This window comes from Paenarthrobacter sp. CAP02 (genome assembly GCF_040137855.1).
In the GTDB taxonomy this organism is placed as follows: Bacteria; Actinomycetota; Actinomycetes; order Actinomycetales; family Micrococcaceae; genus Arthrobacter.
The window spans coordinates 44,741-60,357 of sequence record NZ_JBEEII010000008.1 but is presented as its reverse complement, the minus strand read 5'-3'; the positions used below and the strand labels follow the sequence as shown (position 1 = coordinate 60,357).

At 58.4% G+C, this 15,617-nt stretch carries 15 protein-coding genes and 2 pseudogenes; 10 read left to right on the top strand and 7 right to left on the bottom strand.

Features of this window, described 5'->3' with window-relative positions; translation table 11 throughout:
- Window positions 1–202: 202 nt before the first annotated feature.
- On the top strand, window positions 203–409 hold the full coding sequence (locus ABHM97_RS14720) for a type II toxin-antitoxin system death-on-curing family toxin (RefSeq protein ID WP_235522130.1): 207 nt from the start codon (window positions 203–205) through the stop codon (window positions 407–409).
- Between the two features lie 1,333 nt (window positions 410–1,742).
- Here the strand turns inward: ABHM97_RS14720 and ABHM97_RS14715 are convergent.
- Together ABHM97_RS14715 and ABHM97_RS14710 are read right to left on the bottom strand one after the other, a co-directional pair.
- Window positions 1,743–3,392, bottom strand: coding sequence for a P-loop ATPase, Sll1717 family (locus ABHM97_RS14715; RefSeq protein WP_349471290.1), 1,650 nt, complete (start codon window positions 3,390–3,392; stop codon window positions 1,743–1,745).
- A 351-nt stretch (window positions 3,393–3,743) separates the two neighbouring features.
- On the bottom strand, window positions 3,744–3,869 hold the full coding sequence (locus tag ABHM97_RS14710) for a hypothetical protein (protein ID WP_349471289.1): 126 nt from the start codon (window positions 3,867–3,869) through the stop codon (window positions 3,744–3,746).
- Window positions 3,870–4,010: 141 nt separating this feature from the next.
- On the opposite strand from ABHM97_RS14710, the gene ABHM97_RS14705 reads away from it, so the two are divergent.
- The 5 genes and pseudogenes from ABHM97_RS14705 to ABHM97_RS21515 all read left to right on the top strand — a co-directional run.
- On the top strand, window positions 4,011–4,481 hold the full coding sequence (locus tag ABHM97_RS14705) for a hypothetical protein (RefSeq protein WP_349471288.1): 471 nt from the start codon (window positions 4,011–4,013) through the stop codon (window positions 4,479–4,481).
- A 102-nt stretch (window positions 4,482–4,583) separates the two neighbouring features.
- On the top strand, window positions 4,584–4,937 hold the full coding sequence (locus tag ABHM97_RS14700; RefSeq protein ID WP_349471287.1) for a hypothetical protein: 354 nt from the start codon (window positions 4,584–4,586) through the stop codon (window positions 4,935–4,937).
- A 5-nt stretch (window positions 4,938–4,942) separates the two neighbouring features.
- Window positions 4,943–5,536 (top strand): DUF7255 family protein, encoded by a 594-nt coding sequence (locus tag ABHM97_RS14695; protein WP_349471286.1) that lies wholly within the window; start codon window positions 4,943–4,945, stop codon window positions 5,534–5,536.
- A gap of 53 nt (window positions 5,537–5,589) precedes the next feature.
- The gene (locus ABHM97_RS14690; RefSeq protein WP_349471285.1) at window positions 5,590–6,540 is read left to right on the top strand and encodes a hypothetical protein; all 951 of its coding nucleotides are present in this window, start codon (window positions 5,590–5,592) and stop codon (window positions 6,538–6,540) included.
- A gap of 178 nt (window positions 6,541–6,718) precedes the next feature.
- A pseudogene (locus tag ABHM97_RS21515) lies at window positions 6,719–7,033 on the top strand (HIRAN domain-containing protein); the annotation flags it as partial.
- A 364-nt stretch (window positions 7,034–7,397) separates the two neighbouring features.
- Here the strand turns inward: ABHM97_RS21515 and ABHM97_RS21510 are convergent.
- From ABHM97_RS21510 to ABHM97_RS14665, 5 genes and pseudogenes are all read right to left on the bottom strand, one after another.
- A pseudogene (locus ABHM97_RS21510) lies at window positions 7,398–7,775 on the bottom strand (recombinase family protein); the annotation flags it as partial.
- A gap of 230 nt (window positions 7,776–8,005) precedes the next feature.
- On the bottom strand, window positions 8,006–8,947 hold the full coding sequence (locus tag ABHM97_RS14680) for an ABC transporter substrate-binding protein (protein ID WP_349471284.1): 942 nt from the start codon (window positions 8,945–8,947) through the stop codon (window positions 8,006–8,008).
- Window positions 8,948–9,024: 77 nt separating this feature from the next.
- Window positions 9,025–9,816 carry an ABC transporter ATP-binding protein gene (locus ABHM97_RS14675; RefSeq protein ID WP_502921298.1) on the bottom strand — a complete coding sequence of 264 codons (792 nt, stop codon included), beginning with the start codon at window positions 9,814–9,816 and terminating at the stop codon, window positions 9,025–9,027.
- A gap of 55 nt (window positions 9,817–9,871) precedes the next feature.
- Window positions 9,872–10,645: an ABC transporter permease gene (locus ABHM97_RS14670; protein WP_349471282.1), complete on the bottom strand. Its 774-nt coding sequence runs from the start codon at window positions 10,643–10,645 to the stop codon at window positions 9,872–9,874.
- Window positions 10,642–11,415: an ABC transporter permease gene (locus tag ABHM97_RS14665; protein WP_349471281.1), complete on the bottom strand. Its 774-nt coding sequence runs from the start codon at window positions 11,413–11,415 to the stop codon at window positions 10,642–10,644. Before ABHM97_RS14665 ends, ABHM97_RS14670 begins: the two co-directional genes overlap by 4 nt.
- A 224-nt stretch (window positions 11,416–11,639) precedes the next feature.
- On the opposite strand from ABHM97_RS14665, the gene ABHM97_RS14660 reads away from it, so the two are divergent.
- The 4 genes from ABHM97_RS14660 (at window position 11,640) to ABHM97_RS14645 (ending at window position 15,583) form a co-directional block, all read left to right on the top strand.
- Complete coding sequence (locus ABHM97_RS14660; protein WP_349471280.1) at window positions 11,640–12,557, top strand: polysaccharide deacetylase family protein; 918 nt, start codon at window positions 11,640–11,642, stop codon at window positions 12,555–12,557.
- Window positions 12,558–12,586: 29 nt separating this feature from the next.
- Window positions 12,587–13,234, top strand: coding sequence for an isochorismatase family protein (locus ABHM97_RS14655; protein WP_349471279.1), 648 nt, complete (start codon window positions 12,587–12,589; stop codon window positions 13,232–13,234).
- 119 nt (window positions 13,235–13,353) lie between these two features.
- Window positions 13,354–14,070, top strand: a complete 717-nt coding sequence (locus ABHM97_RS14650) for a FadR/GntR family transcriptional regulator (protein WP_349471278.1) — start codon at window positions 13,354–13,356, stop codon at window positions 14,068–14,070.
- A 262-nt stretch (window positions 14,071–14,332) separates the two neighbouring features.
- Entirely contained in the window at window positions 14,333–15,583 is a 1,251-nt protein-coding gene (locus tag ABHM97_RS14645; RefSeq protein WP_349471277.1) for an NAD(P)/FAD-dependent oxidoreductase, read from the top strand.
- Window positions 15,584–15,617 lie beyond the last annotated feature (34 nt).

Here is a 15,617-nt window from a genome sequence, read left to right as displayed (position 1 = left end):
GATGGTTGACACGCTTGCTGAGCCACTCGGGGCAGTTTCCTGTGCCAGATCGGTGAAGGCTAAGTGGAGCGGCCAAGTCGGCGCTTCTCCTGCAGGGAGCTGAGTTGGTCTTGCAGCGGCACGCCCGTCGCCGGGAGATCAGTGAAGGGTTGGACTTTGTGACGAGTCACGACGCTGAACTGCTGACCCGCCTTGAGGACGCGTGACAACGTACCTGGACATTGAGGACGCCCTGCAGGTTGTAGACCGCTATGGCTTCCACATCCGGGATGTTGGTCTGTTGGCATCGGCGTTGGCCAGGCCTGCGACAACCGTCATGGGTGCAGAGGCATACGGTGATCTGGCGACGAAAGCAGCTGCTTTGTTGGAGTCCGTCGCACGTTTTCATCCCCTGAGCGACGGCAACTAGTCCACGGCCGCCACGACTTCGCAACTGATGAGGGGTTCGAGCTGGTTGTGGGCGTCGCCGCAGGAGGCATCGACTTAAGGGACTCTGCAGCGGCAATTTCGAAGCACCTCGTAGCCCGCTGACCTGGTGCGTCGGAATCGCAAAAAGGAGGTGTGCACATTGTGCACACCTTTCCCTTCGGACTGGCCCGTACAACTGCCGGACTGCCTCGGATTCCGCATGTTTCCGCGACTTCCCAGTGTTTACAAGGCCCAGAATCGCGTTCGAGTCCCACCTCGGGCACGGCATGACCCCTCTTCGGAGGGGTTTTTGCTTTACGTGTGTACATTCTGGTTGGTCAGGTCCCTCTGACACTGGCCGCGGGGTGTGCCTGGCGCTGCGGGTCGCCTGTTCTGTTGTGGGGGAGCGGGTTCAGGGCCGTGGCTGGGACCCGCCGCTTGCTCTGAACTGGGCCTATGCGGTCCTTTCCTGGTTCGTTCAGTAGGTCGTGGTTGGCCTACACCCCTTCATGGGTAGGGATGCTGCGCACGACATGACTTTGGGAACTTGCACTAAAGATCCTGACTGCGGTTCCTTCCTCGAGCGAGGAGACGTGGACGGTGGCTGCTTTGTCAGACCAAAGGGGGTGTGGACACTGTCCACACTTAAATCTTCTTTATCGTGACTAATTGCGCCCATTGGCTCTTCCCTCCTTGGGCCTTCGTCTACTCATGCATGTGAGTGGCAGTAGCGACATGATGCGGATTCGGAAGCGGTCTGCATTTGCAGGGACATTCAGAGAGTTCGGCGGCAATGGTCGGCCGAGTGCTATCAAATGGGTCCTCGCCTGGAGCTGAGCGAAACTGCCGTCATCGCGCTTGAAGAACGACACAAGCCACAGTTCAAGGCCATTGAGACTCCGATCTCTGGGACTGGCGCTTTCCTACTCAGCAGCAATACCAAGCTCTCGAGCGACGGCGGGACTGAGTCCAGCCGACGGCCGTTTCGGGCAAATCCTAGCTGTACTGCCAAGGAGGTTGAACACACTGATTGAGTTGACGAGATCGCGGACCTCATCCACAGGCGCAGCTATCTCTCCGTCCACAGCCTCGAGAGATGCCATGGGCAGAATGACAGTGCTTACGGCGGCGGAATACAACAATGGATGAGTTGTTCCCAAGATCGGAGCAACGCATTCACCGTTACAGGGGAATTTTCAAGAGACTGATGGATCTCGAGGGCTTGGTCTTCCGCCATTTGCGTGATGACCATGCGTCAAGACAGCTACTATAAGGGCGAGACAGTCGTAATCGGACCTATAAATGTCCAATCTAGTGCGAATGTATAGGTGCTGTCAGTTGGTAGTTTCAGCGTTTCCTGCCTTCGCATCCAATGCGGCTTGATACATGCGGTGCAGAAAGAAGTATTCACATTGTTCGTAGTTTGACTCGGAATCGACAAATAAAGGGTCGTCGAGGTAGAATGTCGGTGCTCGTGAAGAACGAACTGCACAGCCTATGAGTCCAACAGAATATAGCAACTTTGCCAGTGGCTGATAAAGAGCAAAGCCCGTTGAGTCTTTTCCAGGGGACCACATGGCCGCGGATAGATCCCTTAGCCAGTCAGTGCCAGGGAAATTCGGTTCTGATATAAGCAGCATAGCCTCATCAAGTCGGCGTTGGAATTCTTGTTTATCCATGCGAGCCGAACACCCGCGAAACTTGGTAAAAACTTGATCAATCCCAGGATATGTGGGTTTCCACTCGTCTCGAAGCGCGAGGAGGCGTTTGGCCGAATAGGTGCGCTCTGCATTGTGGATGTCCTGCCAAGTCAATCGGGTCTTTCCAATACCCACGCCAAGACATTCGTTTGCGAAGGCGATCGCATCGCGCGGCCGCATGAGGGTGCGCTCCAACATGTACTGGAGAGGATTCCCTCTCGTTTTATTGGTATGAGGAAGAAGATCACCCATCGACGTGGCTGCGACGTCGGTCCTTGTCGCTGATGCCTTGACGCGCTCGTCCAGAAGCTCTTGCAAGTCTGCCCGTGTCCACCGGAGGTGTAAGACCAGTGAGCGAAATTTTTCCTCCTGCCCGCCGCTCTTCTTTCCGAAATCGAGCTCTTGAAAAATGTTTGTTCTTAGTGCGACCACGACTTTGAGATTTCGCACGCGCTTTAGGTCCAAGACGGTTCGAAAAAGACAGCGGATCAGGTCATTTGCAAGTCGCTCATCGATCCAGTCCCGGTCCAGATCATCGATAATGACATATGTGAAGTGTTGGTCATCAAGTATATCTTCGTCCAGCACGGAGATCATCTTGTTTAATTTTGCCAGTTGTGTGTCATTAACAATTCGCTGAAACCGTTCAGTTTGTTCTGCCCTAGATTCGGTAGAAGCCTCCGTGCCAGCGGACGCGACAGCACGCGCTGAAACCAAGCCGCCAGTAGTCCCTCCTTCAACTTCGGCATCAATGCGGCGGGTGAACTTGTCCGTTATCTCGCGAACTCTCTCCTCTGTCTCACACCAAAACCTACCCTCGAATTCGTCAAGATAGCCGAGTGCCGCCTCCTTGCCGTGATCTTTTGATATCCGTTCGCGGAGGTTCTTCAGAAAGCTTTGCTTTGCAGCCGGTGTATTGACGCTGTAGCGATGACGTATTATTTCGACAAGAAGTACATGCTTCCACAAAGCAATCCAGAAAAGATCAAGATTGACGCCGAGGGAGTCAAGATATCGGATAACCTGCAAGTCGGTTATGTAAGGCAAAGACAAGTCTTCAGGGTTGATTCGGATGACATGTTCCGGGATCTCTTCTTCGATGCGTTGGAATGCCGCAGACTTTCCTGCCCCGGTACGCCCGATGACGAAGCATCTGGGATCTTCCTTAGAGCGGATGACGTCGTAGTCGCCGGACTCGTAGAAGGCATCTGAAAGAAGAGGATCCGCTTCTGCCTGTTCACCACCAAGAGTAAAGCCGCTTTTGAAGCGTGAGTTCTTAGACATTGCGACTCCTTGAACGTCCCCAGTATTATCCGAAGACTACGGTGACCTGGGAAATGTGTCGAGGCGTCGAGCCACCATTGGTTGCGACTGGGCAATCTCGATGATCGAGGACCCAAGCCGGTATGCGAGGAGCTTCTGGGCAAGTGTGATAGTCGATGGTGGACGGCAATTCCTCCGGCATATGTGTAGCGTTGTCAGCGCAACATGATGCGCCGGCCGATTGCTTATTCGGATGACATCGCGGCCGCTTGCCCATGGTTGGGCCCCGTTGGCCTTCTTTGTGTTCTGTCCGAGAGCGTGCTCTGACCAGTGAGAGCACGTATGTACTTCTGGGGGTCTTACTCGACAGGCTTACGCGGTCTCGATGGACGCTATGGCCCTCGACGCGGTCTGGTAAAGCAGTTCGGTGTGCGGATCGGTGATGGGAGTTTCTGCTTTGGCGAACACGCGGCGCTTGTCGCGACGTGCTGACCCCATACCGGGAAGCGTAGTTCAGCCGTCATGGTGTGAGGACGCTCACAGGCGGTCCGCAGGACAACGTGACTCGTGTGCCAGTCATTGACAGGCCCCATGGCTAGAGTGGTGGAGCCAGGTAGTTAGCAAGCCTTAGGGGGAACATTGTCCGTTGTTGAATCGCTGATCCAATCACCAGCTGGCCTGCGCCAGTTGCGCCTCATGCAGGCATTGACGGAGCTAGAACCACTTGACGGAGATCATCAGGTAGGTGTCAGTCCGCTCCGGGCTGAAAGTGAGAAGTGGGGGCTTGAGCCCGGAGCCATAACCAGCGACCTCAAGTACCTGCAGTCTCTGGGCATGGTGGAGTGCTTTGAGTCGTTGGCTGGCATCAACAACGTCTTCATTCAGCAAGCGGGCCTAGATATGGCCAAGGAATACCGGACATTCATGAAGAACAAGGTCCGTCGCAACAGGGCATGCCGCGATGCCTACCTGCACTGGCTCTACGAGGGCGACGACGCTCCTGGTGATTTCCACAGCGAGTACACCTTCTACGGCTCGCCGTACAGCGAGCAGGAACTCAAGGACGCCAAGAACTGGTTGGATGAAGAAGGCTTCATCGTCGGCAAATAGACCGCCGACAACGACATCTACTATGCAGAAATCACTTCAAAAGGAACCCGAGCCGTCGAAAGCGGTCGCTCCGTGAATGACTGGCACGCAGGAGGACTCTCAATGACAGACCGCAGCATCAACATCACCGGCTCTCAGAACGTCAACGTGGCTCAGGACAGCTCGAACGTGACTCAGAGCAATACTCTGACTCAGGAGCAGCTGGGCAAGATCACTGATGTCATCGAGTCATACCGAGCGTTGAGCAGCGCTCTCAATCTGCCGGAAGAGCAGCTGGAGGCTGCTGAAACTCTCGTGGGTGAGATTGAGGAAGAGACCGCCGATGTAAATGGTGAGCCAGGCAAGATCCGTCAGGCATTGGAGCGTCTGACCGGCATCGTAGCTGAGTACGGTGCAAAGGGTGTATCGACGGCTGTCATCAGTGTCATTGAACAGGCCCTTCAGTATCTCGGTTAGATCAATTGCCGAAGTTGCCAGAGTGCGAGCAGCGGTTTCTCATCGCTGCCGCCAAGGACGGTGTAACTTTGGTGCCGGCTCCTAATTACGACTGGATCGGCACCCGAGGGCCGTTTGGTCTGGCGACTCAATCTGGACCACTCTTCGACACGGTCCTGGAGATGGCACAAGCTCTTGATGGCTACTTGGATGTCATGCGCTCGCCGAAGCGCACCAAGCGAGCTGACTTCGACTTGATCCACGAACCAACCGGCATCCACATCGAGGTGGATGAAGAGCAGCACTTCAGTACCCACCGACTGAAGATGTTGGACTTTTATTGGCCTGACATCGACTACGGGTTTGACCCAGAGGAGTATCGGGCTCTCTGCCGGCTGCACGGTCCTCGAATGGACCGAACTGGCTGGGCTGCCAAGGACACCGTGAATTTCGGTCCGAGGAGTCGGGCGAAACAGCGAGCCTTCTACGACGCCATGAAAGATCTGGTCCTGCCCGCCATGGGTATGCCGCATGTCATCCGGGTCGAGGTTATCGACCGGGAACCGGAACTTGCTTGGGCATTGAACAGAGAACGAATATCCGCCGCTCTTGCCATCTAGGGAAGAGGCACCACCGACAAGCAAAGAAGTCGGTCAAACTAAAGGGGAAGTTGTTGTCCACAGTTGAATCACTAGTTCAAACCACGTCCGGACTCCGGCACCTACAGCTGCTTTCCGGTCTGGTTGACTGGCTGCCACTCAGTGGTGAACGTCAGGTGGATGTCAGTGAGTTGTACACCCTCGCGAAGTTGGAGGAGCGTCCGCGAGAAAGCGTTACGAGCGATCTCGAAGCCCTGCAAGAGCACAGATGGATATGGTTTGAAAAGCCGGGTGGAGGCATCGACTCTGTTGTTGTGACTCAGGCGGGCATTGACGCTGCGGAAGACTTCAAGACTTTGCGCACTGATCCGCGGCGTCGGGTCAAGGAGATACGGGATGCCGTACTCAACTGGCTTTACGACGAGCAGCTGAAGGGTGCGAACGTCTTCGGCATCAGCGACTTCCTTAAAAGCTCCAAGAACCACTTCCTGGGCGAGCCTTACTCCGAAGAGGAGCTGGCACGGGCTTCAAACTGGTTGATTGACGAGGAATACATCGACGGCACCAAGACATGGGGTGCTGAGTTGTTGAGGCCGACCATCACCACCAGAGGCAGCAAGGTCATAGAGGCTGAACAATCAGTCAATAAAGCCTTGGACGCAGCTGGGGTCACAAACAACGTAACCATTACGGGATCTCAGGCTGTCAACGTTGCTCTGCAGAGCTCCAATGTCACGCAGTCCAACTCCATGACGCGCGGGCAAGTTGAAGTAGTAGAGCGCATACTCGGCTCTGTACGCGCCATGTTGAACCCGATGGTTCTTGGTGTTAGTGATGACGTAACCACCGAAGCGCAGAATATCGCTAATGAGGTAGATGGAGAGATTCACTCACCAGCTCCCGATGCTGCCAAAGTGAGGGCGCTGCTCTTGAAGTTGGTAGACCTCGCCGCGACCGGAGCCGTCCAAGGTGACGTTGATGCCCTGAACGCCATGATGCAACAGGGCATCAACGGGATCGGTTAACTAGGACTGGATGTTGTCCTGGCGGTAGCGGTCGATGACCGAGGCGCACAATGGCACCGGTCAATCAGCCTGTTTCCTCTGCCGACGGGTTTTATCCTGTGTTGCTTGGTCACTCGGAATGACCAACCGTCGAAGTTGTTGGTAAGCCAGCGTACGGTGAGGGGATCAACGCGCCAATGGGGCTTCAACCGCGCGGAGGAGCGAGGGTGAAGTTGAAGGTCTTCAGGTGGAACTGGTAGCCGAACCGGATCGCCCCTTTGACTCAAACGCCATCAGTGTGCGTTGGAATGGGCGTGTACTCGGCCATCTCAGTCGTGAGGACGCGGCTCGCTACACGCAACCAGTCAGGAGAATTATTGCCATTGGGTTTGGTGCGGCATCCACTGCTCGAGTCTGGGCCTACGACGAGGGGGATCGGCTTCGAGCCCGCGTCACCGTTGCACTGCCCAAACCGGGATTCATAGCTCCGCTCAACGAGGCCCCGTGGGCGTGAACACGCTCTTGCCATGGGGATCAGCAATACAGGTCCTTAAAGAGGAGCACCATTTCGACGTTCTTTTCAGTCACGTGCAGCTGACGCTGTCGGCCGCCTGCTTGTCAGTTCTACGGTGTGCAATCAGACAAAAAGAAGTGTGAACAATGATGCTCCTATTGTTGTCAGGTCGTTGGACCAGGCGCCGTGCACGTTGCCGGGTCGGTGCTTACTGAACGATATAACTGGCTTTTGCAAAGATTGCTGTAGGGTTCCCTCGCCCACAGGCGTCGACAAGCTTGATGTCGAGCTGATAGTGCCGATAAGCACCCATACGTCGTGCTTGACAATTGACCCAGCATGAAGAAAGTGAAGAAGGGTCAGGAAGGTTGGCATGCCGCGGGTATTGATACACCATCTCCCGCTGAATCCATAGTCCTTCGCCAGGGTAGATTTAGGTGTTCCGCTAGCTGCCCTTCTTGCCAATTCGTCTGCTTGTTCCAGGGTAAGCGCCCTTCTCCGGGCCCCGGTAGGCGCCGCGTTGTTTGGCCAGAGCAATGCCTTCCCTTTGGCGTTCTCTGATAATTGAGCGTTCGAACCCAGCAACATCACCCGTGACTGAGAGCATCCTTTGACGCCGTCGAGTCCTTGGTGCACCCCAGTCCCGGCACCGCTGCAGAGTCCAAGACGAAGCCGCCAGGACGTAGTTAGATGAAGTTTCGGACAACGGGCAGCTTTCGAATCGGTGACTTTGGTGGGCCATGCAGCTTTCGCCTGTTCCGGGTCGATTCCCGGCCGCGGCAAGCCCGCTTATCGAGGATGTTTCGGTGGTTACCGCCGGCTGGGCATCATCGGGCGGCGGGGGCGTTTGCCGGCGAGCATCCTGATGACAAACTTTGTTCTCGGGCATTCCCAGGAGGGCCGGGAATCCGCCCTCCCGGGTGCGCCCCTAGTCGTTCGATGCCTGTTCATGACAAACAGGCGATAGGTCTATCACGGGAAAATGTTCTCGAGTTCGGGTTTCTGCTTCACCATGCCGTACTTGTGGACGACGTCGGCCAGCTTCCCTTCGGCCTCCATGTCAAAGTCCACCGTGAAGGTGGGAAGGTCCATCGACTGCAGTTGTTCTACAGTGTTCTTGGTGTACGTGGTAACGATTTCACGGACCTCATCTGGGTGTTCCTGCGCGTACGCTACCGATTTGGCCAATGCTTTGTTAAACGACTCCACCACTTTGGGCCGGTTCTTGACGGTGTCGTTCGTGGCGAAGTAGCCGGCTAGCGTGAAGTTCGGGGAGAACTCGGAGAAGTTATAGCTAACAACCCGGCTGCCTTCCGCGACCGCTTTCTGCAGGAACGGCGCCAGGATCCACCCGGCGTCTACCTGCTTCTTCTCAACAGCCGCTTGGACCTCGGAAGGCGCAATCTCAACGAACTTCATGGTGCTTGAGTCGCCGCCGTCAGCGTCAACCAGGGCCCGGATCGTGGTATCCACAGAACCCGAGATGCCAAGCACGGCAACGGTCTTGCCGGCGAGGTCGGCAGGTTTCTTGATGGGGGAGTCGTTGGGAACTATCACTGCCTGGGACTTTGGTGCACCGGCCGTAGTGGCCTCGTTGCTCACGAACTTTACGTCGATGCCCTTGTCGCGGGCCAGAAGGACGGAGACCGTGTTTCCCATGCCGAAGTCATAGCTTCCGGATACGACGGCGGGAAGGATGGCGCCGCCGCCGGATCCGGTTTTGATGTCCAGGTCCAGACCCTCTTCTTCGAAGAAGCCTTTCGATTTTCCAAGCCAGATGGGTGCCGAGTCCACGATGGGAATGACGCCGGCAGTGACTTTCGTCGCCGAGCCGGTGGAGGGCTCCGCCGGGCCACCACAAGCGCTTAAAAGCAGCGCAGAGAGGGCAGCGAGTGCGAGGAAACGTTTATTCAAGGGGTTGCTCCTGATGATGTTGTTGGGAGATTGGGGCACTGCAAGGGAAAGTCACGGACGCTGGGCGTGGAATCCGTTCACACGCCTTCGCCTGCGGGGCGGTGGCCCTTCTTGGCGAGTTGGATCTGCTCGTAGACGTGATGCCGGAGCTCCGTAAAGCGGGGCAGCGTGCGGGTATTGAGCTGGTCGCGATCCGCGGGCAGGTCAATGACGAGCTCTTCCTGGACTACGGTGGGGGAACTCGAGAGGATGATGACGCGCTCGCCGAGATAGACCGATTCATCGATGTCGTGGGTGACGAAAAGTACCGTGACACCCAGCTTTTTCCAGACCGTGCGGATCAGGTCCTCCAAATCCGCGCGGGTCTGTGCGTCCACCGCCGCGAAGGGCTCGTCCATGAGCAGGACCTCCGGCTGGTAAGCGATTGCACGGGCAATCGCAACGCGCTGCTGCATGCCGCCAGACAGCTGCCAAGGGTAGGAACGCGGCACGTGCGACAATCCCACGGCTTCCAGGGCCTCGTCGACGAGTCGGTCACGCTCAGCCTTGGGCACCCCTTGGTTCTTCAATGGAAGCTCGACGTTTTCGCGGATCCGCATCCACGGAAAGAGGGAGCGGCCGTACTCCTGGAACACAACAGCCATCTTTTTCGGCGGCCCTACGACTGGCTCGCCATTCAGGAGGACTTCGCCGGCGGTGGGGGACATCAGCCCGGAGATGCACTTGAGCAAGGTGGTCTTCCCTGAGCCGGAGGGACCCACCAGGCACGCAAGTTCCCCCGGGCGGAGGTCGAAGTTCAGGCTCCGAACGGCTTCAACCTCGCCGCTGTCGGTCTGGTAGACCTTCTTGAGCCCGCGCACGGAGAGCATTGCAGGTTCGGTGGGAAGGGCATTCCTTTGCGAACCGCGGGTGGCATAGATGGATTCAGGCTGCATTTTCTACCTCTCGCAAGCCGTGGTACCAACGCAGCACGCGCCGCTCGGCCCACTGGAAGATGAATGACATGACGACGCCGATGAGGCCCAGGAGCACGATGCCGGACCACATCTCCGGAACCGCGAAGGACCGCTGGAACTGGACAATCGTGAAGCCGAGCCCCGAGGAGGAGGCGAACATTTCGGAGATGACCATGAGGATCAACCCCAGGGACAGGCATTGGCGGACGCCCGCCATGATTTGCGGTCCTGCGGAAGGCAGGACGAGGTAACGAACCCGCGCCCGTCCGGTGATGCCGTAGGTACGGGCCGAGTCCGTCAACACGGAATCGATTGCCCGCACGCCTTCTATGGTGTTGAGCAAAACCGGCCATATGCAGCCGGAGACGATCACCGTTATCTTCATGGAATCGTTGACGCCCAACAGGAGGATGAGCACCGGTACCAGCACCGGAGGCGGTATGGCACGGAAGAATTCCAGGATCGGTTCAGTCAGTTCACGCAGCCAACGGACGGAGCCGATGAGCAGCCCACCCAGGACTCCGAGCAGGATTGCCATGGCGACTCCGGCCAGCAGCCTGCCGATGCTGGGTAGCACGTCGGAGAAGATACGTTCGCCAACCCAAGTTTCCGCAAACGTCGAAACAAGGGGAACAGGCTTTGGGAGGAAGAAGTTCGTTGAGGTGGAACTCGTTGCCCACCAGATCGTGACCAGTAACGCAGGCAGGGCACTGGCATAGAGGAAACGCTTCAGGAGGTTCATGCAATCGCCTCCGAGCGGACCGACGAGTGCCAGGCCAGGACCCGCCGTTCGACGTTGCGCATGGCAACATTGATGCCCACACCAATGAGGCCGGTGGCTACGGCCAGGGCGTACATTTCCGGGACCGCGCCACCGGACTGGGCCAGGGCAATCTCGCGGCCCAGCCCCGGGGAGCCGATGACCAGCCCGGCGGTCACGGCCAGGATCAAGGCGACGGCCGTGGCCAAGCGAACCCCGGTCATCAGGTAGGGCAGTGTTGTGGGGAAAACGACATATCGGATCCGGGCCATGGAACTCAGTCCGTAGGACCGTGCCGTTTGCATGGCGATGTTGTCCACATCAGCCACGCCATAGAGCACCTGAATGAAGACCTGCCAGAACGACGCGTAGATGATCAGCATCAGCGACGACTCGATTTTTACGCCGAACAACAACACCGCCAGCGGGATCAATGCAACCGACGGAATCGGCCGGAGGAACTCCACTGTGGAATTCGTCAGCCGGCGAAGAACGGCTGAGGACCCGATGACGAAGCCAAGGACGACACCCAAAACAATGGAAACAGCAAGACCGATCGCCCATGCCTGCATTGTTTGGCCAGCGGCTATCCAGAACTTGCCATGCACAAAATTGCCCATAAGAGCGCCAACGATATCGCTGGCCGGCGGCATGAAACGCGGGTCTACAAGCCCGGAACGGGAGCTCGCTTCGGATAGCAGCAGGAACCCTGCGACGCCGGCAAGGCCCAGCACCTGCCTTCGGGCTTTCATGGCAAACCCCCTGGGTCCCTTGACAGCGGTCCCGCCGGAGAGGGCGAGGGACTTGGTTGTGGATTCATTGGCTTCTTTCGTGATGACGGTGGATTGACTTGACCTCGCGAACTGAAAGGTCTAACCAACGAATGGTATGATCAAACTCATTGCGGGTGCAATAGGTCACATGCGTTGGTTGCTTGGAAGAGTGTGGTCCGGCGCGGGAGGTCGGGGAATCGAAGGTGATAACAATCGAGCAAGAGCTTTATGACTACAGTCCGATCGTCGACCGTCCTCCCCTTGAATGGCCCGACGGCAAGCGGGTGGCATTTTACGTAGGCCTCAATATCGAGCACTTCGAATTGGGGAAGCGATCGATATCACTGTCGCCCGGGTCCGCCGGACTCCCGCTTGATCCGCTCAATCACGGGTGGCGGGACTATGGCATGCGGGTTGGAATATGGCGGATCATTGAGTCCCTAGATCGCTACGGACTACGCGCGAGTGCGCTGTTGAACTCGGATGTCTGCACGCGGTACCCCCGGATCATCGATGCCGGGAGGGAGCGGGGGTGGGCCTGGCTTGCCCACGGGCGCAGCAATTCCGTGCTTCAGACGGGAATGTCGCCTGGGGAAGAGTTGGAATACCTCCGCGTAGTCATGGACACCATCGCCCTGCACACGGGCTCGCGACCCAAAGGCTGGCTGGGGCCTAACGCTACTGAGACCCCTGAAACCCCCCGGATCCTTCGGGAACTCGGAGTGAGCTATTTGCTGGACTGGCCTGCCGACGATCAGCCTTTTTACCTCAATGTCCCGGGGATGATGAGTGTCCCGTACTCCTTCGAAGTCAACGACGTCAGGATGCTGGGCGGGGCGGTCAGCGCGGGTGAGTTCTCGCGAATGGCAATGGACCAGTATGAGCAACTTAGTAAGGATTCAGCCAATGGAGGCCGGGTCATGGCATTGCCCTTGCATCCATTTATTAGCGGTCAACCGCATCGAACCAAGTACCTGGACCTGATTCTGGGCTTCATAACCAGCCAGCCCGATGTCTGGTTAACCACCAGCGACGAAATCGCCCGGCATTACCAGCTTGTTAATCCGACGCCCCTGTCGCAGCCGGCCGACCATATCCACCAAACCAACTACACGCGTTAGGAAAAGAAATGCAGTCTTGGCGAGACGTAATGTCTGAGGAAGCCTACAAGGGCTTCGGTGCTTCAATGGAGCGCGCTGTTGAGGCGGGTCAGAGGCCGGCGCTCCTGATCATCGACGTGGTCACAGCTTTCCTCGGCGAACCGGGCCTGTCCCTGAAGGAGTCAGTTGCGGAGCGCCCGCTCAGTTGTGGCCCCGCAGGCTGGTCGGCATTGACGCACATAAAGGAGCTGATCGAGTGGGCGCGGGCCAAGGATTTTCCAGTTATTTACACAGTGGGAAACTCGGGAATCCTGGGTGGCGCTTTAACGCGCCCCGTTGATGAGAGGCAGGCCGGCCACTCGGAAATCGCCGAAATTCCCGACGTGATTGCCCCTCTTCCTCCGGAAGCGGTCATCGCGAAACCTCGGGCCAGCGCGTTCTTCGGCACCCCGCTGGCCGCGTTGCTGGTGAAGCAGAAAGTGGACAGCCTCATTGTCACCGGCTGCACCACGTCGGGATGTGTCCGGGCTTCCGTGGTGGATGGGCACTCCCACGGTTGGCCGGTGGTGATCGCGGAAGATGCCGTGTTCGACCGCGCGAAGCTGAGCCATGACGTCAGCCTTTTTGAGATGAATGCCAAATACGGGCAGGTGTCGGGCTCGAAGGACATCATGGAGGCCTACGCTGACCCCGCATGAGTCCATCCATTAGGCCATTGCGGTATGATTTCCTCTGTTGTCTTGCCGCAATCGGCGGAAGGACCGCATTCTTCTTACGCATTCGACGATCCGTCTGACCGGCGGTCGGCAGGGGGGCAATGGCTACCAACACCGAGGATCTGTTCCTCCCTGTCAACGTTGACCGGGCCTCGCAGGTCATTGTTGACCAGATCAAGGTACTCATCAGGTCGGGAAAGTTGCAGCCGGGCGACCGGCTCCCCAGCGAACGCGAACTGTGCCAGCGTTTCAACGTCAGCCGCGTAACTGTCCGCGAGGCACTGCGGGTGCTTGAGACGAATGGGCTGTTGACCATCCGCGTCGGCTCCCATGGCGGCGCTTTCCTCACCACTCCGTCGGCCGAGCAGTTGGGCGTAGGCCTGGCCGACCTGCTCTCGCTCGCCCCGGCCACCGCCCATGATGTAACCGAGGCGCGTTTCATCGTCGAGCTTGGCACCTTGCCCTTGGCGGTTGAGCGGGCCACCGAGGAAGACATTGCAGCACTTTTCGCAATGGTCGAAGAAGCTGAAGCGGCGCTTAAGGCCGGCAAGTACAACGTTGAGCTTTCCGCTGCGTTCCACACCCGCATTGCGCAATGCACCCACAATCCGGCGGTCGAGATGCTGATGCAAAGCTTCAATGGCCCCTTGCGGATGTCGCTCGAGGAGTCGCACACCGCTGCGCCCATGGGTGAGAAGGGCATTGCAGAGCACCGCAAGCTCGCCGAGGCCATCCAGGCGCGGGATATCGACGGCGCCCGGAAGCTGATGACGGAGCACCTCAACCGGACTGCCGCCCGCGTCCTGCCCAACTCCTAGGCAAATTTCGCAGGCAAGTTCCCTGGAAAAAGCCTCCCCGGCTCGATTGGCCGATTCCTGCCGCCACTCTCGGCTTCAGGAGCGGAGTCCCTTGGCTTTGCGTCCATATTGGGGACCTTGGAATCCCGCCCGAGCGGGGAATGAGCCGGTTATTCAAACTCCCGGCCTAATCCGCGAAATTCCCTATTAAATCCAGCCCCAACCTCTCGCAATTTCCGCGTATCCGCGCTACGGTATAATGGTCTAACCAATGGAGGATCACATGACCGGAACCCTTATAGTCGGCGCCAGCCAAGCCGGCCTGCAGATTGCATCGTCGTTGCGTGGATTCGGGGATACCGATCCCATCACCCTGGTCGGCAACGAGGACGTTGCCCCCTACCAGCGCCCGCCATTGTCCAAGGCTTACCTGGCCGGCAAGGCCACGGCCGAGTCCCTCAGCTTCCGATCCGCCGATTGGTACGCGGAGAAGGGCATTGAGCTCCGCCTGTCCACCCACATCCAGGCCATAGAACTTGACGGCCCCTCCTCCGGCAGCGGCGTAGCCGTGACCGGCGCCGGCGTGGAGATCCCATTCCGCCGGTTGGCCCTGGCCGTGGGCGGCTCGCCGCGGCGGCTCCCCATCCCGGGTGCAGACCTCGACGGCGTTTGCATACTTCGCGATATCTCCCACGCGGACGATCTGCGGTTGCGCTTGGAAGCCGCGTCCAACGTCGTCGTCATCGGTGGCGGATTCATCGGCCTGGAAGCGGCTGCGGCCGCGACGGCTGCAGGCAAGGACGTGACCGTCGTCGACGTCGCCGATCGGCTTTTGGGCCGCGCGGTAGCCCCGGAAGTCTCAGCTTTCTACTTGGCAGCACACCGTCGGCGCGGCACCCAGGTGCTCCTGTCCACCGGGATCGAAGCCATCGAGGGCAACGAACAGGGCGGCGTAACCGGAGTCCGCCTGGGCGACGGCACTGTCCTGCGGGCCGACGTCGTACTGGTTGGCGTTGGGCTCGTGGCCAATACCGGCCTCGCCGCAGGTCTCGGCCTCGAAATCGATCGTGGAATCGTTGTGGACGCACTGGCCCGCACCAGCAACCCGAACATCGTGGCCGCCGGTGACTGCACCACGCTCCCGCATCCCCTCACCGGTGAGGGCCGCTACCGTATCGAGTCGGTCCAGAACGCCATAGCCCAAGCGCAAATCGCTGCCGCCACGCTCGTGGGACGCCCGCAGGGGCCGGCGGCTGTGCCGTGGTTCTGGTCGGACCAAGCCGACCTGAAGCTGCAGATTGCGGGACTCTCCAATGGCTACGACCAGGTGGTGGTCCGTGGTGAACCGGATGAGGAACAGTTCTCAGTCCTCTACTACGCCGCCGGTCGGCTGATCGCGATCGACGCTATCAATGCGCCCCGCGACTACATGGCGGTGCGCAAGCTCCTGGGGGCCGGCGGCAGCATCCCGGCTGAACTCGCAGGGGACACCAACGTCCCGCTCAGGGACCTTGCGGCCGCCGTCACGGTCTGAGCCAAGCCAAGCAGCAGAGAACGCTAAAGTGCCC